We start from the raw sequence: 24809 nt of genomic DNA, 5'->3' as shown, positions 1-24809 counted from the left end.
TGGAGCAAAGTATGAACAACGAGAAAATTTACCAAAAAGTCGCTTTGCTCTACGGTGATGAGCAAGCGGAAAGCATCACCCAAGATATCTTAGCTCTGGTTGAAAAGTGGCAAGGCAAAGCACCTCAGTATTCCAACTGGGTCGATGAGACAACATCATATCTCATCACTTACGGAGACAGCGTACAAGAGCAAGGCCGGCCAACTTTAGCGACGATGAAAACTTTTGCTGACAAGTATCTGAAAGGCGCATTGAGCAACATTCATATCTTGCCAATGTTCCCATACACCTCGGACGATGGTTTTAGTGTGGTTGATTATCGCAAAGTCGATCCTAATTTAGGCGACTGGAGCGAGCTTAACGCACTAGCTGAAAACTTCGATTTGATGTACGACTGCGTGATTAATCACATCTCTAAAAGCAGTGACTGGTTTCAGCGCTTTTTAGCCGGTGATGAAGCTTATCAAGATTACTTTATTGAGTCTGACCCAAGCCTAGATTATTCGAGTGTTACGCGCCCCCGCGCATTACCGCTCCTAACACCGTTTACCAAGGCTTCGGGTGAGACAACTCATGTGTGGACCACCTTCTCAGAAGACCAGATCGACATTAACTTTAAGAGCCCACAAATCCTGCTCGAAAGCATTGATATTTTGCTGATGTACGCGGCAAACGGTGGTCGTTCGATTCGCTTAGATGCGATTGGTTTTATCTGGAAAGTACTGAACTCGACCTGTATCCACTTAGAGCAAGCTCACGAGATCATTAAGTTGTGGCGCATTGTGCTCGACGAGGTGATGCCGGGTTCTCTGCTGATCACTGAAACCAATGTACCGCACAAAGAGAACATCTCTTACTTTGGTCAAGGCGATGAAGCGCACATGGTGTATCAGTTCCCACTGCCACCATTAACCTTGCACGCGTTCTTAAGCCAAAATAGCCAAGTATTAACAACTTGGGCTAAAGGTTTAACGGCAGAGGCGATGGAGTCTCTCAATGCGGGACGCAAGACAACCTACTTTAACTTCCTTGCTAGCCACGATGGGATTGGCGTGCGTCCAACCGAAGGGATTTTGAGCGATGACGATCGTCTGATGATGTGTCAGCACGTCGAACGCAAAGGTGGACGAGTTAACTACAAGGATAACGGTGACGGTACTCAATCTCCTTATGAGTTGAATATCAACTACTTGAGTGCAGTGACAGAACCTAGTGATAGTGACGAGTTAAAAGCGAGCAAGTTCCTAGCTGCGCAATCAATTTTGCTCTCGTTCATCGGTGTACCTGCGGTTTACTATCACAGCTTACTTGGCAGTGAAAACGATGTACAAGGTATGCTGGATTCGGGCATTAATCGTCGTATCAACCGTGAGAAGTTTGACTTAGCTAAGTTAGAAACTGAGCTGGCTGAAAAGGGCTCGTTACGTCAACGTGTTTACAGTGAAATGACGCATCTTCTCCAACTGCGTAAACAGCAAAAAGCATTCTCACCAAGCTCTTCTCAACAAGTGCTAGAGCTAGGTCATGGACTGTTTGGACTTAAACGCGGCGAAGGGGAAAATGCGATTCAATTTGTGGTCAACCTATCAGAGCAAGCAGCGGAAGTGTCGCTAGCAGTAGGCGGTTTAGATCTGATTTCACAGCGCGAGTTCGATGCGCAATTTACACTTAAACCATATCAATTTGTTTGGCTGACTCAGCCGCAAGCTCAGTAGTAGGAGTTTATGATGAAACTAGCTAACTTAACGTCTGAAAATCTAATCATGCTCGATGCTACCTTTGATGGGCGCTTCGCGGCGATCAATGCCTTGGTCGACAAAATTGATCAAGCGGGCAAGTTAACTGATCGTGACCAGTTCCTTGAAGCCGTGCTTAAACGTGAAGACGAAGGCCCAACGGCACTTGGTGAATACTTAGCGGTGCCACATGGCAAGTCGCCAGCGGTAAAAGAACCAGTGTTTGCTTGCGCGTTTATTAAAGATGAGATGCAGTGGAAAGGTCTCGATGGCGATGAGCCAGTGACTATGATCTTTCTATTGGCGATTCCGCCAGCAGAAGCGGGTTCGACCCATATGGAAGTGCTGACTACACTGACTTCTTCACTGGTGGATGATGATTTTCGTGACCAATTGCAAGCAGCGAACTCTCCGCAGCAAGTGATGGCGCTATTTGGTGCAGAGCAGCCAGTTGAGTCAGCTCAAGATGAGCCAAACTCAACCGAAGAGTTGGCGCAAGATCTTAGCCGCTTTGCTTATCCGTTGGTGCTTGGGGCGGGTGTGCTGATTTCAGCATTCCTCTTCCTATTACTTTAATGGTGCGTTATGTCTGTTTTTAAACTGGATAACGTTATTCAAAACTACGCGTGGGGCAGTAAAGAGTCGATTTCTAAAATGTTTGGAATCGATAACTCGGACTGCCAACCGCAAGCGGAGATTTGGATGGGCGCACATCCCAACGGATGCTCGCGTGTCGCAGCAACGGGAGAGCTGCTTTCCGATGTGATTGCCCAAGACAGCAAAAGTATATTTGGCGATTACACTGCGATGCGTTTTGGTGAGCTGCCATATCTGTTTAAAGTGCTCGCGGCAGAAACGCCGTTGTCGATTCAGGTTCATCCAAGTAAACATAAAGCGGAAGCAGGATTTGCGCGTGAAAATGAGCAGGGGATTGCACTTAACGCTGCCCATCGTAACTACAAAGATCCGAACCACAAGCCTGAGTTGGTGTATGCGTTAACCTTCTACAAGGCGATGAATGGATTTAGGCCTATAAGTCAGATCATCGACTTGTTCCAACAAGCGGGCATTGCAAGCTTAGATACCGAGGTGAGTGCTCTTGAGGCGAAACCAAACAGCGATGGTTTACGTGAGTTTTTCACCGCCATTATGTCTTTGGATGAACAGAGAAAAATCAGCGCATTAGAACAGCTTGATCAAGCATTGGTTCGTGGTCCTAAAACCGCCTTGATGCGTGAAGTGTTTGAGTATGTAGCAGAATTTAACAAGCACTACCCGGGTGATATTGGTTTACTTTCTCCGTTGTTTCTTAACACAGTTGAGTTAGCGCCAGGTGAGGCTATGTTCCTTCATGCTGAAACGCCGCACGCTTATGTACAAGGCACTGGGCTAGAGATCATGGCCAACTCGGACAATGTACTGCGCGCAGGCTTAACGCCCAAGCATATTGATGTGGATGAGTTGATCGATAACACCTTGTTTGTCTCGACCAACCCGGAGCAAATCAAGCTGGCACCTATCTACAAAGAAGGAAAGCTGAGTTACCCCATTCCAGTAGATGACTTTGGCTTTGACATCTTAACTGCCAATGATGCTATTAAGCGTCAATACCTTCGTAGTGCTGAGATTCTGTTCTGTGTTGAGGGGGAGGTAGCAATTGAAGTCGAACAGCAGAAATTACTGCTTAGACCTGGGGAGTCGGTATTTATTAGTAATGACTCCGGAGTGTACCAATACCAAGGCAATGGCATTTTAGCTCGCGCTTATAACTAACTATGTAGGTCATAAAAAATCCCCGAGTTAAATCGGGGACTTTTTGTTAGTCTGTGATGGTTACTTTGTTGATTTTAATTGTATCCAAAGGCACGTCACCGTGGCCTTTCTTACTGCCAGTCATGGCTTTACCTATGTTGTTCACCACGTCCATCCCTGCGGTCACTTTACCAAACACGGCATAGCCCCAGCCTTGGTTGGTTTTGGCGGTATGATCAAGAAAGTCATTGTCATCTAGGTTGATAAAGAACTGTGCTGTAGCAGAATGCGGAGCATCTGTGCGAGCAAAAGCGATGGTACCGGTTTTGTTCTTTAGGCCGCGGTTCGCTTCGTTAGCGATAGGCGCATGGGTTTCTTTCTCGGTCATGTCTTCAATATGACCGCCACCTTGAATCATAAAACCGTCAATCACACGGTGAAAAATCGTGCCTTCATAAAACCCTTCTTGGCAGTAACGTAAAAAGTTCTTTGAACTGACAGGGGCTTTTTCCATGTTTAGTTCAATTTCAATATCGCCATAAGTGGTTGATAAAATGATCATTGTTATTACTCATTGGGAAAGAAAACCCAGCAATTATAGCAAGTTTTACATTGAGGATGAGTGATAACTTTTCTCTGCTTTATTAGGTCAACAGCACCTAGTGACGACTAACTTAATAGTTGAGGTACTCAATACACAAATCATGGAAGGCTTTGGCTTGTGGCGAAATGGTTCGGTCGCTGAGGGTAAAGATACCGATTTGTCTTTCCAGTGGTGGGTCGATTAACGGAATCCACACCAAGCGGGTTTCATTGGTCGGAAAAGCGAGTTTAGGCAGAGTCGTGACACCTATCCCAAGTTCCAATACAGAAAATAGTGAGGTGATGTTTTCTACCGAATAGAGTGCTTGTTGGCTCAAAGCTCGCGCAGGGGTTGGATCAAGTAGGGTACAGGTTCCGTTGCGAATGAACGGCTGCTCCAGTAGGGTTTGCCATGCGATGCCTTCTGGCTGCTTGGCGATAGGGTTGTCGTGTAAACAGACCACACCAATTGGGTCAGACAGTAGTGGGGTAAAGTTAATCCCGCCTTCATCAAGGTGGGAAGGATTACCTAGCGCCAGATCTACTTCACCAGATAACAGGCGTTCTTCTACGCCAGCTGCGTTGTCGTCAATGAGGCTCACTTCTACATTCGGGTACTGCTCGCAAAATGCACCCAGCACACTTGGAATTAGCTTCGCCGCCACAGAGGGCACACTGGCGATTCTTACTCGACCTTGCTGGCCCGCTGCCGCCGCGCGTAAATCATTGTCGAGCGCAGTATATATATTGAGAAACTGAATAATCTTAGGCAAACATATTTCACCAAATGGCGTTAACTTGGCATTGTTTCCCGTTTCAAAAAGATTTTGTCCGAGTATCTTTTCTAGCTCTTTTATTGACGTAGATAATGCTGCCTGAGAGCGATTAGCGCGGTGTGATGCGGCTCGGAAACCACCTTCTTCTACCACCATCACAAAATGCATTAATTGTTGAAGCTTGATACTCATCTGACCACCTTTTAAATCCCTTTAATTCTCTGATGTTGTCAAAAGTGATAAATAAAACTTATCAAATGTAAAAAATTTACCGTTAGATTTATCAGGTGTCAATGTGCATGATTTAACCATCTTGAAACAAAGTTGTTACATAGGTTGAAAGGCACGTGAATACTCAAACGAAAAAACATCCAGTAAAAACCGCTCTGTTTGCCTCTAAGGCTCCCCTTGAATGGGCGATTGTTAACAACGGAACTTTATACACGGCGCAGATCCCGATCGATGACACCGGTGCGGTGGTCGAGGGCGGCATTGAGGCACAAACTCGACAGACATTTAACAATCTCGTTCATACCCTAGAGTGCGCAGGTGAGTCGCTTGATTCGGTGCTGCAGGTACTTATCTACGTGACCGATCGCGAATACCTAAAAACCGTTAATCAAGTATACGCAGAGTATTTTGAAGCGCCTTATCCAAATCGTGCTGCCATGGTGGTTGCAGGCTTAGCTCGCGAAGAAATGCTGGTCGAGTTTGTGGTTTACGCGTCGGCAAGTCAGCCAGAGTAACCCTCCAATAATTGAAACTGATTGATCTCGTCAGTCAAACAAGAACAAGGAAAGAGCAATGACTTTTATTAACAATGTTCAAGCAGAAAAGGCCCTTTATATTGGCGGCGAATGGCAAGCAGGCGTCGATACTGTAGCAAACATTAACCCATCAGACATCAGTGAAAATCTGGGCAATTTTGCTCAAGCGAGTCAGGCTCAGGTAGAGCAAGCGATTCAAGTCGCTAAGCAAGCGCAACCCGAGTGGGAAAATACGCCGATAGAGCGCAAGCAAGCGGTGTTGCAAGCGATTGGTGATGAGCTGATTGAGCGCTGCGATGAGCTAGGCAGACTGCTTTCACGCGAAGAGGGTAAACCCTTTGCTGAAGGCCGCGGAGAAATTTACCGCGCAGGTCAGTTCTTTCAGTATTTTGCGGCGGAAGTGCTGCGCCAAATTGGTGATAACGCTGCCTCCGTCCGTCCAGGCGTCTCCGTTGAAGTCACTCGCGAAGCGGTTGGCGTTATCGCCATTATCTCTCCGTGGAACTTCCCGACCGCAACCGCGGCGTGGAAGATTGCTCCGGCACTCGCGTTTGGTAACAGCGTGGTTTGGAAACCTGCCAATCTAACACCAGCAAGTGCTGTGGCGCTGACAGAAATCATTCATCGTCAAGGTCTGCCAGCAGGCACGTTCAGCCTAGTACTCGGCAGTGGCTCACAGGTGGGCAATACCTTGATCAACTCGAAAGAGGTCAATGGGGTGAGCTTTACCGGCTCTGTCGATACGGGACGTAAGGTCGCAGCCGCAACGGCACCAAACTTTGTGCGCTGCCAGCTTGAAATGGGCAGTAAAAATGCCTTAGTAGTTGCCGATGATGCAGACATTCAAATCGCAGTAGAAGCGACCATTGCGGGCTCTTTCTCTGGAGCCGGACAGAAATGTACCGCTTCATCTCGTCTTGTGGTTATGGAAGGGATTCATGATGCCTACGTTGAAGCGCTGATCAAACGTATGAGTGAGCTGAAAGTGGGTCATGCACTGGATGAAGGTATCTTCATGGGGCCAGTTGTAGACGGTAATCAGCTTGAAGCAAACTTCGAGTGGATTGAAAAGGCGCGTCAAAGTGGTGCTGAGCTGGCCTTTGGTGGTGAGCGCCTTAACTTAGCGCACGACGGTTACTACATGTCGCCAACCTTATTCCTCAACACTCAAAACAGTTGGGAAGTGAACCAAGAGGAAGTGTTTGCACCGATGGCGAGTGTGATTCGAGTAGCTGACCTTGATGAAGCCATCGCCGTTACCAACGATACTCGTTTTGGTTTGACGGGCGGCATTATAACTCAAAGCCTGCGTACTAGTGCCATCTTCAAGCAGCAAGCGCAGACCGGTTGTGTGATGGTGAACCTACCGACCGCAGGTACCGACTACCACGTACCGTTTGGTGGCCGCAAAGAGTCTAGCTTTGGCCCACGTGAACAAGGTCAATACGCGAAAGAATTCTACACCGTGGTGAAAACCGCTTACCAACGCCCTTATTAGGCTCTGACCGTGGGAGGCTGAACATTATCTGCTTCCCAATTAAAGGCGATTCAACGTTTAAGGAGTGGTTATGTACCAACAACGGATTGTGATAGATGGATTGCAATACTGCAATTGGGATCGTGAGTATTTCCAAACCCTTAAGGCGAGTGGCATCACTGCTGTTCATGCCACTATCGTCTATCACGAAAATGCACGTGAGACCCTAACTCGCTTTGCCGAATGGAACCTTCGCTTCGAGCAAAACGCAGACCTCATCATGCCGATTTATTCCATGGCAGATGTGGAAAAGGCGAAACAGCAGGGTAAAGTCGGCGTCTTCTTCGGTGCTCAGAATTGTTCGCCTATTGATGACGAAATTGGTCTGATTGAAGTGATGCGTCGCCAAGGTTTGCTCATCATGCAACTGACTTACAACAACCAGAGCTTATTGGCGACAGGTTGCTATGAGCAGAATGACTCAGGCGTTACTCGCTTTGGTAAACAAGCGATCGAAGAAATGAATCGTGTAGGCATGATCATCGATATGTCTCACAGTGCAGAGCGCTCAACGTTAGAAGCCATCGACCTCTCTTCACGACCGATCTGCATTAGCCACGCTAACCCGACGTTCGCTCATGATGCATTGCGAAACAAATCCAACACCGTGCTCAAAGCACTTACACAACGTGGCGGCTTACTTGGTTTTAGTTTGTACCCCTTCCATTTGCCAAATGGCAGCCAGTGCGCGTTGGATGATTTTTGCCAAATGGTGGCGAAAACGGCTGACCTATTTGGCGTCGAACACTTGGGCATTGGCAGTGATTTGTGTCTTAACCAACCACAACAAGTTCTGGAGTGGATGCGCAATGGCCGCTGGTCGAAAGCGATGGATTATGGCGAAGGCTCGGCCAGTAACTCTGGTTGGCCAGATGCGCTGCCTTGGTTTAGTGGCAGTAAGGGGATGGAGAACATCTACAACGGATTAATGCGCCAAGGATTCAGTGAATTTGAGGCGGGACAAATACTGGGTGATAACTGGTTTAATTTCCTCAAACAAGGACTCGAGCCTATTTCAGAGCAGTAACCCAAACAAGGAACAGCCTGCCAACACAACAATAATAAGGCAGGTGTTAATTTAACTTTTGCTGCCAGTCGTCGGCTGCCGCAAAACAGTCTGGAGTCAGAGTATGTCTGATTTAACCAATAGCATGAAAGCGAACCCTATGAACGTGCCATCGGGTAAGCCACAAGCAAAACACAACACTACGCCTGCCACCGAAAACTCTCCAGATAAGCTGGGTTTGAGTAATCCAGCCTTTTGGTACAGTGGCGGTTTTATCGCACTTTTTGTTGCACTCGCGCTCTATGATGGTGAGCTGCTATCAAGCTTAGTCAATGCTGGCTTTGCATGGTCAGTGCAGGTCTTTGGACCTTACTGGCAAATACTGCTTCTTCTCACCTTTCTTATTGGTCTTGGTCTCGCTGCAGGGCGAACAGGCAAGGTGATTCTTGGTGGTTCGACCAAACCGGAGATGGATGGTTTTCGCTGGATGGCGATCATCTTCTGTACTCTGCTTGCTGGTGGTGGCGTATTCTGGGCAGCAGCAGAGCCTATCGCTCATTACGTGAGCCCACCGCCACTATATGGGGCGCAGGAAAATCTGCAGCAAGGCGCGGTCAATGCACTATCGCAATCTTTCATGCACTGGGGTTTCCTCGCGTGGGCAATTGTTGGCAGCTTAACGTCAATCGTTGTCATGCACCTGCATTACGACAAAGGCCTACCTCTAAAGCCACGCATTTTGCTTTACCCTGTGATTGGTGAGCGTGCCCTTAAAGGCCATACCGGTGCACTGATTGATGCGTGTTGTATTATCGCTGTGGCGGCCGGCACCATTGGGCCAATTGGCTTCCTCGGCCTACAGGTTAGCTACGCGTTAAATGCCCTGTTTGATATTCCTGATGGCTTTACCACGCAACTTATTATCATTCTGTTTGCGATTGCTCTGTATACCCTATCTGCGTTGAGTGGTCTTAATCGAGGCATGCAAATGCTCAGCCGCTACAACGTGATTCTAGCGATTGCCTTAATGATCTACATCCTACTGTTTGGGCCAACAGACTTTATCTTCAATGGTTACATTCAAGGTGTCGGTAGCATGCTTGATAACTTCATCCCAATGGCGACCTACCGCGGAGATGAAGGTTGGTTGAGCTGGTGGACGGTGTTCTTCTGGGGCTGGTTCCTAGGCTATGGTCCAATGATGGCGATCTTCATTGCTCGAATCTCACGTGGACGCAGCATTCGCCAGATCATTTCTACAATTAGCATCATTGCGCCACTGACGACCTGTTTCTGGTTCACCATTGTTGGTGGTTCAGGTCTGGCGTTTGAAATTGCAGAACCGGGCAGTGTGAGTAAGGCGTTTGAAGGCTTCAACTTACCAGGTGCATTGCTTGCCGTTACACAGCAACTGCCTCTGCCGATGCTTGTCTCGATTTTGTTCCTAATCTTGACCACGATTTTCATTGTCACGACAGGTGACTCGATGACTTACACCATCAGTGTTGTGATCAGTGGTGAAACGGAACCTAACGCTATCGTTCGTACTTTCTGGGGCGTTGCGATGGGGGTCACTGCGCTGATACTCATCTCACTGGGCTCCGGAGGTATCTCAGCACTGCAATCTTTCATTGTTATTACGGCCGTGCCTGTTTCTCTGATACTGCTGCCTTCGCTGTGGAATGCACCTCAGATCGCAATGAAGATGGCCAAGGAGCAAGGGCTTTAATTTATTAATCCGATACCGATGAGTTTGCGTAGGCTGTACCCTACGCCCACGCAAACTCCTATTATTCTTACAATAAAAAATAGGTGGTGAGCAAAATGGATGCACATCGTTCTAATTACACTGAAACCCAGCTGCGCAATGCAGCCCTCGTCATGGCTCCGGAAAGGCTAGGCGCTATGCACCAAAATCGAATCAGCTTTGTGAGAAGTTTGACTCGTAAAATGGCGACACAAAACTGGCGTGTAACCAAGCATGAGTGGCAATTATGTCCGCAGGGCTATGGTCATGTTATTTACCAACTGGCGACTCCGACACAAACTTATCACTTAGTCGTCTTTTGCGATGAGATTGCCGACGAAGAGCGTAATGATCGTGTCATTGCGGAAAAGTGGGATGTCACATTCGCTTTGGTTGATGGCGATGTCGATGTCGAACTGTTAGAGCAGCTGCGTGCTAATGTACCTCTGCAAGAAGCAGGTCGAAATCCTAACAAGGTGCTTGTGTTGGCGCGTGCAAACAAGAGCGTGCGAGTATTTGAGCATATTGTCGGCGCTTTAGCCAAAGGTCAGCAGCCACAGCCTGACGAGTTGGCAGAGGTTGGTTACATACTGCGTACTACGGCGGTGTATGGCAATGGTAAATTTGGCATTGCCGATTTTAAGCTGCTTGAAACGAACCCTGATTTTAATCAGTCCTTTAGCGCGCAAATGTGTGCCGTGTACATGCTGCGTGAGTTTAGCCTAGATTGGGTGCATTATCTTGCAGAGCAGAAAGGTGGCGACAAGGCTATCTTGCTACACAAAGGCTTGCAGCGCTATTTAGGTGTGGGTAATGCAACGGGCTTAGGTATGGCGCCTTATCTAATCAATCATCCGTGTATCGTTGATCAGTGGATGACGTCAAGAGAACGTGCGATTGGGCAAGTATTGGCGTTGCCGTGTGACAGCCAGATGCACGAGCAATTGCGAGATTTATTGGTTAAGGCCAAGTGCCATTTAGAACAAGTTATTACTATTAACGAGCAGCAAGATAGTTTAAATCAGCTGGCTATCACCGATATTGCCCAGCTTATAGAGCATCTGCCGCAAGTTATCGCGGCGCATTCGCACTGGTGTGATGTTGTTAAGCAGACTGAAAGCATGAGTTTGGAAGCCCAAGAAATCCTTACCTCTTGCCTGCTTGAGCTCTATCCGAGTGTGGTTGATCAGTTTGAAAACCAAATGAACACCAGCGAAGCACTATCGATTCCAAGTGGTAAAACCGTCCAACAGCTGCGCCAGTTACTCAGCGATAAATATCAGTGGGCTGTCGAAGCGGATTACTCGCTGGCAGAAAACAAATACTGGTTCTGGTATCGCTCTCAAGACAAAGAAGAACCAAGACTCGGTGTCCGCGGTGAAGAAGCGGGGGAAGATCGTGAACTGCCACTTGATATTGGTCGTCAGGCCAATCAGTTGTTCCATGCGCTTGATGACTACTCTGCTGAGACGAGCGTGGCGGAGTTTCTCCTCCAGTGCCCTCAATATCGTGCTATCACCCGACGGGTCTGGACTTTAGGTAATCGCGTTATGGGAGACATCCAGATGAACGTGTTACGTCAAGATGCGCTACCAATGCACCTGCTACGCTGCAAGCTGGCAATATTCGGCGCAACCAAATTTGACCCGCGATCTGATCGCTGGGTACGAGTGACTTTCTTCCAAGGAGCGCCATTGTTAGATGAAATCCGTGACCCAGAATATAGTGACACATGGATTTTTCCGACCATGCCAAGTAGCCACGAGATTACCTGTACAGAGCCACAAAAGATCAATGGAGGATTGGCATCATGATCGTTTCACACAATGAATTAGTTGCCGCTGTGAACAAGGCATTTTTAGGTATGCGTCGTCATTGTGGTGAAGCGGATGTCATCGCCAATATGGTAGCGGATTTGCAGATGGTGGGGCTTAGTGGCGTGAGGCATTTTAACAATGCCAGTCAGTTTCTCAGCTTAGACTCAGACTGCGCCGTATCGATCTCCAATCAAAGCGAATCGAGTTTCGAGGTTGATTTTCATAACAGCAGTATCGCGTGTCAGTTGCCTGCGGTACTCGATTTTGCCTTAGAGAAAATGGTGGATAAGAAAACCATCTCAATCACGCTAAAGCAGTGCCATAATCGCTGGTTAGCCTACAGTGAGCTGGTTCGCTTGGCCGCAAAAGGCATCGCCTGTCGTGCGCAATGGGTCAATGGTAGCAGCCCTCAACGTGCCTTGTATGTACTGAACCGTGGTTGCATCGCACCGGAGGTGTATTTTTCCGAAAGCCTTGTAAATGGTGACGATGACGTACATTCAATGCTGATTGAGCTATCGGTTAGCGACTTTGATGTTAACCAAAGTGCGAAAGGTTACTCTATCCATGTTGATAGTGCAGAGTTAAGCCGCTCTCAACAAGCATCATGGCAAGAAGGTATCTTCGTTGAAGATGCTGAGTGGGAGACATTAAAACAAGCGGCCACGGTGTTCTTGGTTGAAAACAGTGCCCGTTCAGTTCAAGGTGCTGGCGAGTTAGCTTGAGCCAATTAGGACCTACCAATAACGTAAATCCCCAAGCAAAGCTCTTGGGGATTTTTTATGGCTCTGGCAGCTGAAGCGTGATTTAGGCTCTAGCTTGCTGCCAGGTGTTCAGCCATAAAGTCGATAAAGGCTCTAACCTTGGCAGACATATGTTTGCGGCTTGGATAAACAAGGCACAGATCGATTTTGTGCTTAGGTAGGTCGCTAAATAATTCGACTAACCTGCCTGTCGCAATCGCCTCTCTGGTGTGCTCTTCTGGTAGGCGAGTAATACCAATCCCCTCTAAACACATGCTCATTTCCATTTCTGGGCTATTGGCGGCAAAGACGCTGTCCACCTCAACTTTGATCATTTCGCCATCATTGCTGTTGTATTCCCATAAATTGGGGTTCTTTTGGTAGCTATAGGTAATGGCTTTATGTTGGTTTAGCTCGGAAGGGTGCTTTGGTGTGCCGTATTTGCGTAGATAGCTTGGCGCAGCAACCGTCACCGCTTGGGCGGTTTTAATTCGTCGGCTGATCAAGCTGGAATCGGCTGCTTTATGCACTGCGCGAACGGCAATGTCGATACCTTCTGCCACTAGGTCCACTCTACGATCACTTAAATCCACTTCAAAGGTCACCTTGGGGTATAGGCTCATAAACTTAGCCAGCATAGGGCTGAGTTCCACCACACCAAAGCTGACCGGGCAACTGATTCGCAGGTGGCCTTGAGGCTCACTTTGTTTACCACCCAGTGCATTTTCAATTTCTTGAGCGCTTTCCACCAGTTGTTTGCAGCTTTCGTAATACAGCTCACCTTCGGGAGTCAGGCTTAGAGTTCGCGTTGTACGGTGCAGTAGTCGAACACCGAGGCGCTCTTCTAGCTTAGACATCTCTTTACTGATATAGGAGGTCGAATGACCCGTGATTTGAGCGGCATGGGTAAAGCTTCCGCTGTCCACTACATGGACAAAAGTCACCATGCCATCTAATAGCTTTGTCTTCATCTGCTGTGTCTATTAAGAGTCATATGGAAATAATAATTACACAATTACCCTATTAATCAACTAAAGGAATCAAACTATAGTGAACTTAACGCAAAGATAAACGAGGATTTGAACATGAAAGTACTGGCATTTGGCGCAAGCAACAGCAAGAACTCAATTAACCAACAACTGGCGTTATACGCGGCAAAACAGATCAAAGGTGGAGAGGTGTCACTGATTGATATCAATGACTTTGAAATGCCTATCTTTAGTGAGGACAGAGAAAAAGAGCTCGGCTCACCGCAACAAGCACAGCAGTTCTTTAAAGCGATTGGTGAAGCAGATGTGGTGGTCATTTCTTTTGCTGAACATAACGGCTCTTACACGGCAGCATACAAAAACCTATTCGACTGGACTTCGCGCATTGATATGAAAGTGTTCCAGAATAAATCGGTCATTATGCTAGCGACGTCTCCTGGCCCTGGTGGAGCGAGCAGTGTACTAGGCGCGGCTCAAGGCTCTGCACCCTACTTTGCAGCTGACGTGAAAGGTGCGTTGTCGTTAGCTAGCTTCTACGACAACTTTGACTTAGAAAAAGGGGCCGTGACGGACGAAACGTTTAACCAGCAGTTACTCGATATCGTTGAAACCCTATAGTTAATCGGCTTGGTACTGGTCATGTCTCAACCTCTACTCACCAAACCCGTCAAGTCGGCATTGCTTTCAATGGCTGCGCCTGCAGCCTTTGGCATGTTAATGACGTTTCTTTTCCAACTGGTCGACAGTTACTTTGTCGGCCAGCTAGGAACCCAACCTCTGGCGGCGATGAGTTTTGCCTATCCGGTTTATATTCTTGTTGTCAGCCTGTTTATGGGCATTGCTTCGGGCGTCTCTGCAACGGTGGGAAAAGCGCTCGGTGAAGATAATCAGCGTAAAGCTCAATCGCTGACGACCTTCTCCGTCCTCTTGTTTAGTGGCGTAACATGTCTGCTTGGTCTTGCGGGTTATGCGCTAATGCCTAGTACGTTTGCTTTGTTGGGGGCGAATGCGACTACCATTGAACTGATTGGCCAATACATGGGGCCGCTTTATCTAGGCATGTTTTTGCTAGTCGGTGGGCTTATCGCTAACTCAGCCTTGATGGCAAAAGGCATTATGATTCAGACCACATTGGTGATGGCACTAGGTGGCGTGACCAATGTGGTCTTTGACTACTTGCTTATCTTTGGTAAGGGGCCTTTCCCTGAACTCGGTTTGATGGGGGCGGCGCTAGCAACCTTGATCTCATGGCTGGTGATCTTAGTGCTGATGCTCGCGTTATTGCACAAGCACGCTCTGCTCTCACTGCGTTCCATGTTCAATATCGTTGCCCAAGCTAAGGAGATCCTGACCATCTCAACGCCTGCAATTGCTGCTCAGATTTTAAATCCTGTCGCTATCGCGGTGATAACCAGTTTGGTTGCACAATATGGTGACAGTGCGATCGCCGCTTACGGCATTGCGACTCGAATTGAATCTTTATTGTTGACCGGAATACTTTCCCTTAGCGTGATTCTAACGCCATTTGTTGCTCAAAATTACGGCGCTCAAGAAAAGCAAAGATTGGATCAAGTGATCGCTTACTCCGGCAGAATGACCATCTATTGGGCGATATTAGTTTTTGCGATACTGGTTTTATCTATCGATTCGATAATGGCTCTGTTTACCACCGACAATGACACCATTGCTCATGGCCGCTGGTACTTAATTTGGGTTGGTGTCTCTTTTCCGGCTTACGGTTTGGTGCTCATTACCAGTGCATTCCTTAATGGTGTTCAGCAAGCTAAGGTGTCGCTCAAACTGACTTTGGTGAAATCTCTTGGGTTGACGATTCCTCTCGCTTTTCTCGGTGCCCAGTTTGGTAGTGAGTACATCTGGCTGGCAATTAGCTTGGCGAATATTCTCGGAGCGCTGTATGCGCGACGTCTTCTTTACCAATGGCTCGAACACCAACAATCGACTTTGAGTAGTCACACGCCAATGCTCGACTATTGGTACGATGTGAAAAGCTTGTTTCGCCTGACGTAACCTGCTAACACGCGTTGGCTTTTGGGGCGTGGAGCACCACCATCTTGGCTCTAGGTCGCCTATCATTAAGGTGCCCCAGGCAACCTACTTGGGGCATGTAGACAACGCAAAACTTTTAGCTCATTACTCCTTAAGCCCCAGTGCCAAACCGAATAACAAAAGTCCCGCTCCACACAATTGATTAAGTCGATGCTTGGCTTTACTCAGTATGGTTTGCAGCTTGTTAGAGGAGAAGAGTAGTGCGACTAGTACAAACCACAGGCCGTGTAGAAGCATCATATAGCCACCATAGATAAGGGCATTGTTGTTACTTGATGCGTCGTTGGTCATTACCTGACTGAAAATACTCAAGAAAAACAGCATGGTTTTAGGATTAAGCACATTACAAAGAAAGCCTTCACCTAAATAGCGCCAAGCAGACTTGGTCGCACTCGGCTCGATTGCATTAGCTGGCGCTGAGGAGCGCGCGAACAGCCCCTTTAATCCTAAGTAAATTAAGTATCCTGCACCTAGGTAGCGCACCAGATTAAACAACCATTCATTTTGTGAGGTTAGGTAACTAATACCGAGCATCGAGTAAGCAATATGAACACCGATGGCAAGACTGATTCCCAGTGCACTCATAACACCCGCTTTACGGCCATGATTAAGGCTGTTTCTAAGTACCAGAACAAAATCAGCTCCCGGGCTAATCACGATTAAGATGCCCAATAGCGCTAAACTTACTAACTCCATATTTATTCCCAGTTTGATTGGATTGTGGCTGGCATTGTAGGTAAATCTGGTTGTGCCTATAATCGAAATGAATTCTAGTTTTATGTGAGAAAAGTTCACCAATGAGGCATCTTAAATCCTTTCATGTTTTTCATGTTGCAGCGCAGTGCTCAAACTACAGCGAGGCTGCAGAGCAACTGAACATTACGCACGGTGCAGTCAGCAAGCAGATTAAAGTGCTGGAAAACTATCTCGACCAGACCTTGTTTGTGAAGCAAGGAAGAAATGTCCGTTTGAGTCAGCAAGGTGAGCTGCTGAAAACCTACACAGAGCAGGCTTTTCAAGCGCTTGAAACGGGTGTGGCTAAGTTAGAAACACACAATCAAAACGTACTAGAAGTCTCTTGTGAGCCGACACTAACCATGCGTTGGTTAATGCCTAGATTGTCTACGTTTAACGACGACTTCGCTACGGATGTGCGCTTATCAACCGCAGGTGGAGCGATAAATCTGGAGCGATCTGGATTATCCATGGCGATACGACGAGATGACTTTGCTATTCCCCATGACTATCAGCAAACTCCTTTAATTGAAGAGTGGGTTGGACCTGTGATGTCACCTGAGTACTGGCAACAAGTAGAACGGGATTTGAGTGCCATGAAACTGCTGCACAGTCAGACACGTCCATTGGCTTGGGAAAATTGGTGCAATGAGCTCAACAAACCGAAACTGCTAGCCAATGAGCAACAGACTTTTGCTCATTTTTACTTCTCACTTCAAGCTAGTGTTGATGGGCTAGGGGCAACGATAGGCTCTTACCCCTTGGTTGTTGACGACCTGCAACGTGGTAATCTCATCGCCCCGTTTGGTTTTATCCCGTCGGGGCATAGCTATATCTTACTCAGCAAAAATCAGCCAGCCACAAAATTGGAAGAGCAGTTTCGACTATGGCTACTGGAATCCTTTAAACAATGTAAACCTTAGGTCGTTGAACCGCTTATAAAGTCCGATATTGACTGAACAAACTACCTAATTAGTTGATCGCAGTACTAGCCCTGCGCGTCAGCTTAAAGCCGATATCTGTTACGGCTTCTACTCGGTCGCCTTTGATCTGGTGGAGCAGTTTTTCTGCGGCTTTGGTTCCCATTCGCTCGTAGTCGACTTCTGCACTGGTTAGGCTCGGGTAGGCATGCTCTGCCATTGACGATCCCTCTAAACAGATGATCGCAATATCGGTTGGAACCTTGAGTACTCTACGGTGGCATTCAAATAATGCGCCGATGGCAATCTCTTCATGACTACATACCAACGCATTGAGAGTGGAATCGCGCAGCAGTAGCTTAGCCAAACCTTCGGCTCCGAGTTGTGAAGAAGGGGCTTCGTGCGTGGTTAGAAAGTGATCTGGTGTTAGATAGTTCTCTATCATCGCGCTTTGCCAACCATGGAGTTTGCGCTGGAGAGTTGAATGCTCACCACGTGCACCAATAAAGCCAACATTGTTAAAACCTTGCTCGATAATATGCTTGGTACAGGACTTCCCGATGTCGAAATGATCCACACCAATATTCAGATATTGGGCGGTAGAGGTAAGTTCGGCGATCTCAAGTACTGGCGTATTTGCTGCCTCCAACAACTGATGGGTGCGTTTGCTGTGTTCGCCACCAAACAGTACGACGCCCGCAGGGCGACTTTCGAGAAAGGTTGAAAGCAGTTTTTCTTCTTGATCTACCGAGTAGTCGCTGTAGCCGAGAATCAGTTGGTAACCGGCTTTGTTTAGGGTTTGCTGGAAGCTAGGTAGGAACAAGGCACAAGATTTATCGATCAATGAAGGCAGGATCAAAGCAATGGAATAGCTTTCAGCTGAGGCTAATGCACCCGCCGCTTTATTGGGAATATAACCTAGCTCATCAACGACTTGCTGAATCTTTTCTCGCAGTTTATCAGACACCAAATCTGGCGTTCTTAATGCTCGCGAAACGGTCATTGAACCCACACCGGCCTTTTTGGCTACATCGGCAAGTGTGACTTTTCCAGTGCTTCTGCGTTTTCGCGGTTCGCTCATTTTTTATTTTCGTTTTTTTATCTATTAATTCGCCGCGACATCTTATCACAGCCCTTGGGTTGAAATGATATTAGCGCATTAGATGGTGATCACAAGCATATGAAACCGCATTAAGATTAATAAATGGTAGCGCTATCACAATTTATGATAGCGCTACCAGATAGCGCTATCATTTGTGATCATCATCCGGTTTTTCCAAAAGGATCATCGTTAGAGTAGCGCCATCAAAACAACAAATCGGAAAGATCCAATGCTAAGTGAACTGATTACCTCTGATGTGATTCGAGTCCATGCTGAAGCCAGTGACTGGAAAGAAGCTGTTCAAAAATCGTGTCAGGCATTGCTTGATAATGGCGCTGTTGAGCCAAGCTACGTAGAGGCGATTTTTCGCTCGCATCAAGAGCTAGGCCCTTACTATGTCGTTGGCCCTGGTATGGCGATGCCGCATGCAAGACCAGAAGATGGGGTTAATCGTTTATCACTTGCGATCACTGTGATTCAAAACGGCGTTAACTTTGACTCTGAAGGTAATGACCCTGTGAAGATGTTAGTGACGCTAGCGGCAACGGATAGCGATAGCCATGTCGGTGCTATTTCAAAACTGGCTGAGCTGTTTATGAATGAAGAGCATGTAGAGCAAATCTGCAACGCTCAATCTGTCGATGACGTTTTAGCTGTCATCAAGAATTACTAAAACATAACTCCTGACTATCACCCCTATAGATATCAAGAATAAAAAGGTACTGAAATATGAAAATTATGGTTGTTTGTGGACACGGTCTTGGCACGAGCCTAATGATGGAAATGAGCATCAAGGGCATCGTCAAAGAGCTTGAGATTAATGCAGCGGTTGATCACATTGATTTAGGCAGTGCAAAAGGCACAGATTGTGACATCTTTATTGGTACGAACGATATTACTGACCAACTGAAAGCACTCGATGTTGAACCGAAGATCGTTAGCCTAGATAACATGGTTGATAAAGTTGCAATGAAAGAGCGTTTATCTTCGGCTTTACAAGAACTTGGCGCACTATAGGGGGCCATTATGGAATTCTTTAGTTTCTTAATGAACGATGTCCTATCAGAACCTGCTGTTTTGGTCGGTCTTATCGCTCTTATCGGCCTAATTGCTCAGAAAAAGCCGGTGACTGAATGCATTAAAGGCACAGTAAAAACCATTCTCGGTTTTATCATCTTGGGCGCCGGTGCTGGCTTAGTTGTTACCTCTCTAGGTGACTTTGCGACTATCTTCCAACAAGCGTTTGGCATTACGGGTGTGGTACCAAACAACGAAGCGATTGTGTCAATTGCTCAAGAAGCATTTGGTAAAGAGATGGCGATGATCATGTTCTTTGCGATGCTGGTGAACATTTTGATCGCTCGTCTAACACCATGGAAATTTATCTTCCTGACAGGTCATCACACGTTATTTATGTCGATGATGGTGGCGGCGATCCTCTCTTCAAGTGGAATGAGTGGTGTACCTCTTATTGCACTAGGTTCTTTGGTTGTTGGCTCAGTGATGGTGTTTTTCCCAGCCATCGCGCACCGTTACATGAAGCAAGTGACAGGTTCTGATGATGTGGCTATTGGTCACTTCTCGACACTCTCCTACGTGCTAGCGGGCTTCATTGGCAGCAAGTTTGGTAATAAAGAGCACTCCACAGAAGAGATGAACGTACCAAAGAGCTTGTTGTTCTTACGTGATACGCCAGTCGCTATCTCTTTCACTATGGGCATTATCTTTATGGTGACCTGTATCTTCGCTGGCGGTGACTTTGTTCGCGAAGTAAGTGGTGGCAAGCACTGGTTTATGTTTGCCCTGATGCAGTCGATTACCTTTGCTGGTGGTGTTTACGTTATCCTGCAAGGTGTTCGTATGGTTATCGCTGAAATCGTTCCTGCATTTAAGGGTATTTCAGACAAGCTTGTGCCAAACGCTAAACCGGCTCTAGATTGTCCTGTGGTATTCCCATACGCGCCAAATGCAGTACTAGTTGGTTTCTTATCCAGTTTTGCTGCGGGTTTGCTAGGTATGTTCCTACTTTACGTGATGGGCTTAACTGTGATTATCCCAGGTGTGGTACCGCACTTCTTCGTTGGTGCTGCAGCGGGTGTATTTGGTAACGCAACAGGTGGCCGTCGTGGTGCAATCTTAGGTGCTTTTGCTCAAGGTCTACTGATTACCTTCCTACCAGTATTCTTAATGCCAGTGTTGGGCGACCTAGGTTTTGCTAACACAACTTTCAGTGACGCAGACTTCGGTGCTGTCGGTATCCTGCTTGGTTTGATTGTTCGCTAATATCAATCACTAGATACGTAAAAGCCTCCAACTGGAGGCTTTTTTTGTTATTGGTGATGGATCACTATTTCTCAGTCAGTCGCACAATTGTCGGCAATGTGTCATGAAATGCGCCTTGTGCTCCCATGAATCCAAAGGTATAGGGGGTCACCTTGAGTCCATCTCTTGCCGCGATATCTTGGCTTTCTGTCGAAGTGTTGAGTTGGTTTTCAAGGTCACACAGAATGTTGCTTTGGTTAGTCGTGTAGCTTCTGGTGGGGCGTAGTTTGGTCTAGCGTTGACCACTCAGCTAGAGAGCTTCGCTATTGTGTATCTGCTGTTTGCTTTGATCCCGGCAAAGACTTCACTTTCCCCTCATTTTTAACAGCCACGCTATAAAGATTACAGGGGCTGCAGCCTTGCCAAGCAACATAAAAAAAGTAGGAAATAGTGAAATTAACGCAGCCATAAGAGCAACAATAGTAAGGACGATACCAAGAATCATTTTGCCGAAATAGGCCAAATCAGGCTCTCCAGGTAAGTAGTATGGGTCGGAAGGAGAATAGTAAACTTCACTCATTACTTTTAATTTTTGAGTGTTATCGATAGGAATATATTCGACGCCAGTATACTTTCGTGTTTTGTCCTCGCCGCTAGGCTCTTCAGAGTAAACTAACTCGCCCAAAGGTTTTAAATCATGCTGGGAGAAGTCGTATTTTAGTGACACCGAAATCCATTTCCCGCCCAAAGATCCAATCGTAATGTAATTGTTGATTTGATTACCTGCTTCAACTTCAAGTCGAAGTAAATGGCAAATACCTGGATGTAAGCCAGTTGAGAATAAAAAATTGTAACAAGACTGGCACAGCCCGCCATTGTGGATCAGCTTATTTGGGTCGGCGAGTCGACCGCATTTATTGCACGAAAATATGCTCATGTCGCTCCCCCAATAACCATCTACTAATTATAGTGTCATTCTGGGTAGCGTAATGGTAAGAGTGAGTTAATCAGACCCTCACCATTAGGCTATCTAACGATAAAGGGTCAGTTGAAACTAAGGTGTCTCGATTTAGACTAGAAAAACAGCGACGCCGTTAAACAAATAGTTAACGCGATTGTCGCGTACCAAAAGTATTGTGAGCGATTGTCTGCAACGTGAACTCTGATGTAGTTAATCTCTTCGTTCGCTAGAGTGACAAACTCGTTGTAGTTAAGCACCAACTCACTGCTTGATGCTTTGAGGTCTTGCTCTAGTTTGCTAAAAGCTGCATCGACAAACTTCTTTGCTTCTTCTATCGGTGCCGTAGGCGTGATTAGGTTATTCCAAATCGCCATACGCGACTGGTATTCATCTTCACTCACGCAGTTCAAAACTCGTAGGTCATATTCACGTTTGTGACGCTCTTTCCCCATCTTCGCAGGGTCTATAGTTTTTAGTCGTTCCACGATAACTTCTCCAAAAAGGTTATGCAGTAAATTGTGTTGGGCAGCTGTTATCTGCGGATGCGGGCATAGTAGGTAGGAGCGATATTGATATCAAACGAGTGATTTTATCTAGACGACAAAAATTTTTGAGGATTGAGATATAGAATCGTGCTTTCCATTATTTCGCGAGCAAAGTCGACTATAACTATAAGATAAATATTAACTTATTCACTGAAAGCAAACTCTGAATAGGAGCGAAACATGCCAAAAACCATTGCGATACAAGATCAGATCCCAAATAACCACTGTTATGGATGCGGGTCAGAGAACCCGCTGGGTTTACAGATCAAGAGTTACTGGCAATCAGATAGCGAGGCAAGATGCGACTTTGTTCCTCAAAAACACCATTGCGCCGGACCAACTCATTTTCTCAATGGCGGCATTATTTCAACCATCATTGATTGTCATTGCGTCTGTATGGCTATCGCTAAGGGGTATCAACTGAATGGACAGGAAGTCGGGCAAGGGGAGCCTGTTTGGTTTGCCACGGGCAACTTAAACATCTCGTTTCTTAAACCTGTCGTAATGGATTCTACGGTGACTTTGAAAGCGAAAATTGTTGAAGCATTCGAAAAGAAGATAGTGCTTGAATGTGAACTTCTTTCTCAAGGTAGCGTTTGTTGCCGAGCAGAGGTGATTGCAGTCAAGGTGCCGAATGAGTGGTTTTCTGGCTGAGAAATGAGCCAAGTGACTTCCGTGTGAAAGTCTCAAATTCTGCACTGTTTTATGTGACGAATCCGAGAGAGTAAAAGAGAGTTCTCGTGGCAAGATGAGACCCATCGAAACGCTATTTTGTTTAATTCCTGACGCGATAGCATTGAATCCTTAGCCTAGAGAAGACCATCATGTCACTAGAAAAAATCCAACAACAGATGCACAACGGCGAAGTTTACTTTTCTTTGTTTTCAAACCACTACCTCCGAGCGCTACGCGGATTTCTTCGGATGAGTTGAATGCCATTTATACGAGTTAAGTTACATTTTTTCTGCAAATGTAATGATTAAAAATGTTAGTTTGAGTTTATAGTTGCTAATTATCAAGTGGTTATTTCACAAGGAGATTTTATGAAGAGGCTAGCAATATCTACCCTTATCGGTTGTACCAGTTTTGGCGTCTTCGCTGATGCTGACACCATTTTTCATAATGCAAAAGTCTATACAGTGAATGAAGCAATGCCTTGGGCACAAGCGTTTGCCGTTAAAGATGGGGTAATTGTTGAAGTTGGTGATCTTGCTAAGGTTGAACAACACCGTGATGCAGCGACTAAGATGGTTGATCTAAGCGGTAAAGTCGTTATGCCGGGCATGGTTGATGAGCACATTCACCCTGACATGGGTGCTGACAACTATATGAATATTTTTGTCTCGCCTTTAGACCCGTGGGAGAAAGTCGTCGCTACATTAAAAGAATACCGTAACAAGTATCCTGATAAAAAGTGGATCTATGGCGGGAATCTCAACTGGCTTGCTGACAATGGCGAGTTTATTTCTGGGACAACGACTCCGTCTCATAAATCTGCTTTGGATGCGGTGATTGATGATAGGCCTGTAGCGCTGTGGGATCAGGGTGCTCACGCCATGTTACTCAACTCACTGGCCCTAAAAGAGCTCGGTATTACTAAAGATCGTGAGCCTCCTGCTGGTGGTATTTTTGTTAAAGATGAAAATGGAGAGCTAACGGGTGTTGTACGAGAGACGGTATCTGAGTGGGTGATTGCTGCACTAGACAACCCGACGGTCGAAGAATGGGCGGATAAAGGTATGAAACCATTTTTTGATGAGATGCACTCGTATGGTGTGACCGCAATGAACGATGCTTATGGTGTAAAGCGAAATTTTGATGCCTATAAGTACCTAGAAGACAAGGGAGAAATGGAGGTACGTATGCACGTCAGTATTTCCTCTCCACTTAATACACCAGAACCAGAAGCAAAGGCAGCCCAACAGTACCTAATTGACAACAAAGAGTCTTTCGCTAGTGAGTTTGTTTATCCATATGGAATCAAATACATCCTCGATGGTTCCGCTGCAGGGCGAACAGCGGTGATGCTAGAACCGTTTATTGGCACTAAGTACTCGGGTTCCCTACGTATTCCTCAAGAAGATGTGATGGAGGAGATGGCAAGGTTAGAAAAACAAGGCTTTGTGTTTAAGGTTCACGCGATTGGCGATGGTTCTATTCGAATGATGTTGGATAATCTAGAGCAATTGCCTGTGCGAAATGATGGTCGTTACCACAGTATTGCCCATGGGACTTTCGTTAACCCGCAAGACTATAAGCGTTTTCACAAGCTGAATGTCGTCTATGAAGCTTCTCCTGCACTGTGGTTCCCATCTGATGCGATTGGCATCATTGAAAAAGATATCGGTAAAAAACGCGTTCAGTACATGTGGCCGATTCGTCAGTTGTTGGCAAAAGATACCCTGATCTCTTATGGTTCCGATTGGACGGTAGCGTTCTCGCCAAATCCTTGGTTGGCTATCGAGTCATTGGTCACGCGTGAAGTGCCGGGAGGCTCGATTGAAACCGCGTTTGATTTTAGCTCCATTTCACTTACTGAAGCTCTGGAAATTGTTACCTTAAATGGTGCTAAAGCGATTGGATTGGGTGACAAGCTAGGCTCTATTGAGAAAGGCAAGTTTGCTGACTTTATCGTACTAGACAATGATATTTTTGATGGCGAGATTCGCAAGCTTCATAAAACGCAGGTCAAACAAACTTACTTCAACGGTAAGTTAGTTTATGAGATGTAATTTCAGCTCGCTGTGGAAAGGGAGCTAGTTTTA

At 46.5% G+C, this 24809-nt stretch carries 24 protein-coding genes; 17 read left to right on the top strand and 7 right to left on the bottom strand.

From position 1 onward, the window contains the following. Positions 1 to 11: 11 nt before the first annotated feature. From AC5O63_RS03965 to manA, 3 genes are read left to right on the top strand one after another with little or no spacing between them, the layout of a single operon-like run. A complete protein-coding gene (locus AC5O63_RS03965; protein WP_494503998.1) occupies positions 12 to 1715 on the top strand; it encodes an alpha-amylase family glycosyl hydrolase in 1704 nt (567 codons plus the stop codon). 12 nt (positions 1716 to 1727) lie between these two features. Continuing rightward, positions 1728 to 2312 carry a fructose PTS transporter subunit IIA gene (locus AC5O63_RS03960; RefSeq protein ID WP_494504564.1) on the top strand — a complete coding sequence of 195 codons (585 nt, stop codon included), beginning with the start codon at positions 1728 to 1730 and terminating at the stop codon, positions 2310 to 2312. 9 nt (positions 2313 to 2321) lie between these two features. Next, a complete protein-coding gene (manA, locus tag AC5O63_RS03955) occupies positions 2322 to 3509 on the top strand; it encodes a mannose-6-phosphate isomerase, class I (protein ID WP_494503997.1) in 1188 nt (395 codons plus the stop codon). A gap of 46 nt (positions 3510 to 3555) precedes the next feature. On the opposite strand, the gene AC5O63_RS03950 is transcribed toward manA, so the two are convergent. Together AC5O63_RS03950 and AC5O63_RS03945 are read right to left on the bottom strand one after the other, a co-directional pair. Next, positions 3556 to 4050 carry a peptidylprolyl isomerase gene (locus AC5O63_RS03950; RefSeq protein WP_494503996.1) on the bottom strand — a complete coding sequence of 165 codons (495 nt, stop codon included), beginning with the start codon at positions 4048 to 4050 and terminating at the stop codon, positions 3556 to 3558. Between the two features lie 112 nt (positions 4051 to 4162). Beyond that, complete coding sequence (locus tag AC5O63_RS03945) at positions 4163 to 5038, bottom strand: LysR family transcriptional regulator (protein ID WP_494503995.1); 876 nt, start codon at positions 5036 to 5038, stop codon at positions 4163 to 4165. A gap of 155 nt (positions 5039 to 5193) precedes the next feature. Here AC5O63_RS03945 and AC5O63_RS03940 point away from each other — a divergent pair, with 155 nt between their 5' ends. From AC5O63_RS03940 to AC5O63_RS03915, 6 genes are all read left to right on the top strand, one after another. Further along, entirely contained in the window at positions 5194 to 5592 is a 399-nt protein-coding gene (locus AC5O63_RS03940) for a RidA family protein (protein WP_004744120.1), read from the top strand. A gap of 58 nt (positions 5593 to 5650) precedes the next feature. Further along, entirely contained in the window at positions 5651 to 7111 is a 1461-nt protein-coding gene (locus tag AC5O63_RS03935; RefSeq protein WP_494503994.1) for an aldehyde dehydrogenase family protein, read from the top strand. A 70-nt stretch (positions 7112 to 7181) separates the two neighbouring features. Next, a complete protein-coding gene (locus AC5O63_RS03930) occupies positions 7182 to 8177 on the top strand; it encodes a membrane dipeptidase (protein WP_494503993.1) in 996 nt (331 codons plus the stop codon). Between the two features lie 103 nt (positions 8178 to 8280). Next, the gene (locus AC5O63_RS03925) at positions 8281 to 9885 is read left to right on the top strand and encodes a BCCT family transporter (RefSeq protein ID WP_494503992.1); all 1605 of its coding nucleotides are present in this window, start codon (positions 8281 to 8283) and stop codon (positions 9883 to 9885) included. Positions 9886 to 9980: 95 nt separating this feature from the next. After that, positions 9981 to 11717, top strand: a complete 1737-nt coding sequence (locus AC5O63_RS03920) for a hypothetical protein (RefSeq protein ID WP_494503991.1) — start codon at positions 9981 to 9983, stop codon at positions 11715 to 11717. Then, positions 11714 to 12445 carry a DUF3726 domain-containing protein gene (locus AC5O63_RS03915; RefSeq protein WP_494503990.1) on the top strand — a complete coding sequence of 244 codons (732 nt, stop codon included), beginning with the start codon at positions 11714 to 11716 and terminating at the stop codon, positions 12443 to 12445. The genes AC5O63_RS03920 and AC5O63_RS03915 overlap by 4 nt, the downstream gene beginning before the upstream one ends. 89 nt (positions 12446 to 12534) lie before the next feature. On the opposite strand, the gene AC5O63_RS03910 is transcribed toward AC5O63_RS03915, so the two are convergent. After that, a complete protein-coding gene (locus AC5O63_RS03910; protein ID WP_494503989.1) occupies positions 12535 to 13434 on the bottom strand; it encodes a LysR family transcriptional regulator in 900 nt (299 codons plus the stop codon). Positions 13435 to 13548: 114 nt separating this feature from the next. Here AC5O63_RS03910 and AC5O63_RS03905 point away from each other — a divergent pair, with 114 nt between their 5' ends. Continuing rightward, positions 13549 to 14070 (top strand): NADPH-dependent FMN reductase, encoded by a 522-nt coding sequence (locus AC5O63_RS03905; RefSeq protein WP_008073960.1) that lies wholly within the window; start codon positions 13549 to 13551, stop codon positions 14068 to 14070. 21 nt (positions 14071 to 14091) lie between these two features. Next, entirely contained in the window at positions 14092 to 15480 is a 1389-nt protein-coding gene (locus tag AC5O63_RS03900; protein WP_494503988.1) for an MATE family efflux transporter, read from the top strand. Between the two features lie 123 nt (positions 15481 to 15603). On the opposite strand, the gene AC5O63_RS03895 is transcribed toward AC5O63_RS03900, so the two are convergent. Next, positions 15604 to 16215: a LysE family translocator gene (locus tag AC5O63_RS03895; protein WP_494503987.1), complete on the bottom strand. Its 612-nt coding sequence runs from the start codon at positions 16213 to 16215 to the stop codon at positions 15604 to 15606. A gap of 101 nt (positions 16216 to 16316) precedes the next feature. Here AC5O63_RS03895 and AC5O63_RS03890 point away from each other — a divergent pair, with 101 nt between their 5' ends. After that, entirely contained in the window at positions 16317 to 17177 is an 861-nt protein-coding gene (locus tag AC5O63_RS03890; RefSeq protein ID WP_494503986.1) for a LysR family transcriptional regulator, read from the top strand. A gap of 49 nt (positions 17178 to 17226) precedes the next feature. On the opposite strand, the gene AC5O63_RS03885 is transcribed toward AC5O63_RS03890, so the two are convergent. Next, positions 17227 to 18255, bottom strand: coding sequence for a LacI family DNA-binding transcriptional regulator (locus AC5O63_RS03885; RefSeq protein WP_494503985.1), 1029 nt, complete (start codon positions 18253 to 18255; stop codon positions 17227 to 17229). 250 nt (positions 18256 to 18505) lie between these two features. On the opposite strand from AC5O63_RS03885, the gene AC5O63_RS03880 reads away from it, so the two are divergent. From AC5O63_RS03880 to ulaA, 3 genes are read left to right on the top strand one after another with little or no spacing between them, the layout of a single operon-like run. Next, entirely contained in the window at positions 18506 to 18949 is a 444-nt protein-coding gene (locus tag AC5O63_RS03880) for a PTS sugar transporter subunit IIA (RefSeq protein ID WP_494503984.1), read from the top strand. A 56-nt stretch (positions 18950 to 19005) separates the two neighbouring features. Then, the gene (locus tag AC5O63_RS03875) at positions 19006 to 19293 is read left to right on the top strand and encodes a PTS sugar transporter subunit IIB (protein ID WP_494503983.1); all 288 of its coding nucleotides are present in this window, start codon (positions 19006 to 19008) and stop codon (positions 19291 to 19293) included. 9 nt (positions 19294 to 19302) lie between these two features. Continuing rightward, a complete protein-coding gene (ulaA, locus tag AC5O63_RS03870) occupies positions 19303 to 20559 on the top strand; it encodes a PTS ascorbate transporter subunit IIC (protein ID WP_004744109.1) in 1257 nt (418 codons plus the stop codon). Positions 20560 to 20902: 343 nt separating this feature from the next. Here ulaA and AC5O63_RS03865 read toward each other — a convergent pair whose 3' ends face one another. After that, complete coding sequence (locus AC5O63_RS03865; protein WP_494503982.1) at positions 20903 to 21475, bottom strand: hypothetical protein; 573 nt, start codon at positions 21473 to 21475, stop codon at positions 20903 to 20905. 137 nt (positions 21476 to 21612) lie between these two features. Further along, the gene (locus AC5O63_RS03860) at positions 21613 to 21951 is read right to left on the bottom strand and encodes a thiamine-phosphate diphosphorylase (protein WP_494504563.1); all 339 of its coding nucleotides are present in this window, start codon (positions 21949 to 21951) and stop codon (positions 21613 to 21615) included. A gap of 273 nt (positions 21952 to 22224) precedes the next feature. Between AC5O63_RS03860 and AC5O63_RS03855 the strand changes: the two genes are divergently transcribed. Together AC5O63_RS03855 and AC5O63_RS03850 are read left to right on the top strand one after the other, a co-directional pair. Next, on the top strand, positions 22225 to 22698 hold the full coding sequence (locus AC5O63_RS03855; RefSeq protein WP_494503981.1) for a PaaI family thioesterase: 474 nt from the start codon (positions 22225 to 22227) through the stop codon (positions 22696 to 22698). Positions 22699 to 23087: 389 nt separating this feature from the next. Further along, a complete protein-coding gene (locus AC5O63_RS03850; protein ID WP_494503980.1) occupies positions 23088 to 24776 on the top strand; it encodes an amidohydrolase in 1689 nt (562 codons plus the stop codon). The last annotated feature ends 33 nt before the right edge of the window (positions 24777 to 24809 follow it).

Source organism: Vibrio sp. SCP2, assembly GCF_059295395.1.
The sequence above is the reverse complement of the archived record's forward strand: the minus strand, read 5'-3'. Positions and strand labels throughout refer to the sequence as shown.

Coding starts and splice junctions, on each gene's coding strand:
- AC5O63_RS03965 (WP_494503998.1), top strand. CDS start 12: ATGAACAACGAGAAAATTTACCAAAAAGTCGCTTTGCTCTACGGTGAT.
- AC5O63_RS03960 (WP_494504564.1), top strand. CDS start 1,728: ATGAAACTAGCTAACTTAACGTCTGAAAATCTAATCATGCTCGATGCT.
- manA (WP_494503997.1), top strand. CDS start 2,322: ATGTCTGTTTTTAAACTGGATAACGTTATTCAAAACTACGCGTGGGGC.
- AC5O63_RS03950 (WP_494503996.1), bottom strand. CDS start 4,050: ATGATCATTTTATCAACCACTTATGGCGATATTGAAATTGAACTAAAC.
- AC5O63_RS03945 (WP_494503995.1), bottom strand. CDS start 5,038: ATGAGTATCAAGCTTCAACAATTAATGCATTTTGTGATGGTGGTAGAA.
- AC5O63_RS03935 (WP_494503994.1), top strand. CDS start 5,651: ATGACTTTTATTAACAATGTTCAAGCAGAAAAGGCCCTTTATATTGGC.
- AC5O63_RS03930 (WP_494503993.1), top strand. CDS start 7,182: ATGTACCAACAACGGATTGTGATAGATGGATTGCAATACTGCAATTGG.
- AC5O63_RS03925 (WP_494503992.1), top strand. CDS start 8,281: ATGTCTGATTTAACCAATAGCATGAAAGCGAACCCTATGAACGTGCCA.
- AC5O63_RS03920 (WP_494503991.1), top strand. CDS start 9,981: ATGGATGCACATCGTTCTAATTACACTGAAACCCAGCTGCGCAATGCA.
- AC5O63_RS03915 (WP_494503990.1), top strand. CDS start 11,714: ATGATCGTTTCACACAATGAATTAGTTGCCGCTGTGAACAAGGCATTT.
- AC5O63_RS03910 (WP_494503989.1), bottom strand. CDS start 13,434: ATGAAGACAAAGCTATTAGATGGCATGGTGACTTTTGTCCATGTAGTG.
- AC5O63_RS03905 (WP_008073960.1), top strand. CDS start 13,549: ATGAAAGTACTGGCATTTGGCGCAAGCAACAGCAAGAACTCAATTAAC.
- AC5O63_RS03900 (WP_494503988.1), top strand. CDS start 14,092: ATGTCTCAACCTCTACTCACCAAACCCGTCAAGTCGGCATTGCTTTCA.
- AC5O63_RS03895 (WP_494503987.1), bottom strand. CDS start 16,215: ATGGAGTTAGTAAGTTTAGCGCTATTGGGCATCTTAATCGTGATTAGC.
- AC5O63_RS03890 (WP_494503986.1), top strand. CDS start 16,317: ATGAGGCATCTTAAATCCTTTCATGTTTTTCATGTTGCAGCGCAGTGC.
- AC5O63_RS03885 (WP_494503985.1), bottom strand. CDS start 18,255: ATGAGCGAACCGCGAAAACGCAGAAGCACTGGAAAAGTCACACTTGCC.
- AC5O63_RS03880 (WP_494503984.1), top strand. CDS start 18,506: ATGCTAAGTGAACTGATTACCTCTGATGTGATTCGAGTCCATGCTGAA.
- AC5O63_RS03875 (WP_494503983.1), top strand. CDS start 19,006: ATGAAAATTATGGTTGTTTGTGGACACGGTCTTGGCACGAGCCTAATG.
- ulaA (WP_004744109.1), top strand. CDS start 19,303: ATGGAATTCTTTAGTTTCTTAATGAACGATGTCCTATCAGAACCTGCT.
- AC5O63_RS03865 (WP_494503982.1), bottom strand. CDS start 21,475: ATGAGCATATTTTCGTGCAATAAATGCGGTCGACTCGCCGACCCAAAT.
- AC5O63_RS03860 (WP_494504563.1), bottom strand. CDS start 21,951: ATGGGGAAAGAGCGTCACAAACGTGAATATGACCTACGAGTTTTGAAC.
- AC5O63_RS03855 (WP_494503981.1), top strand. CDS start 22,225: ATGCCAAAAACCATTGCGATACAAGATCAGATCCCAAATAACCACTGT.
- AC5O63_RS03850 (WP_494503980.1), top strand. CDS start 23,088: ATGAAGAGGCTAGCAATATCTACCCTTATCGGTTGTACCAGTTTTGGC.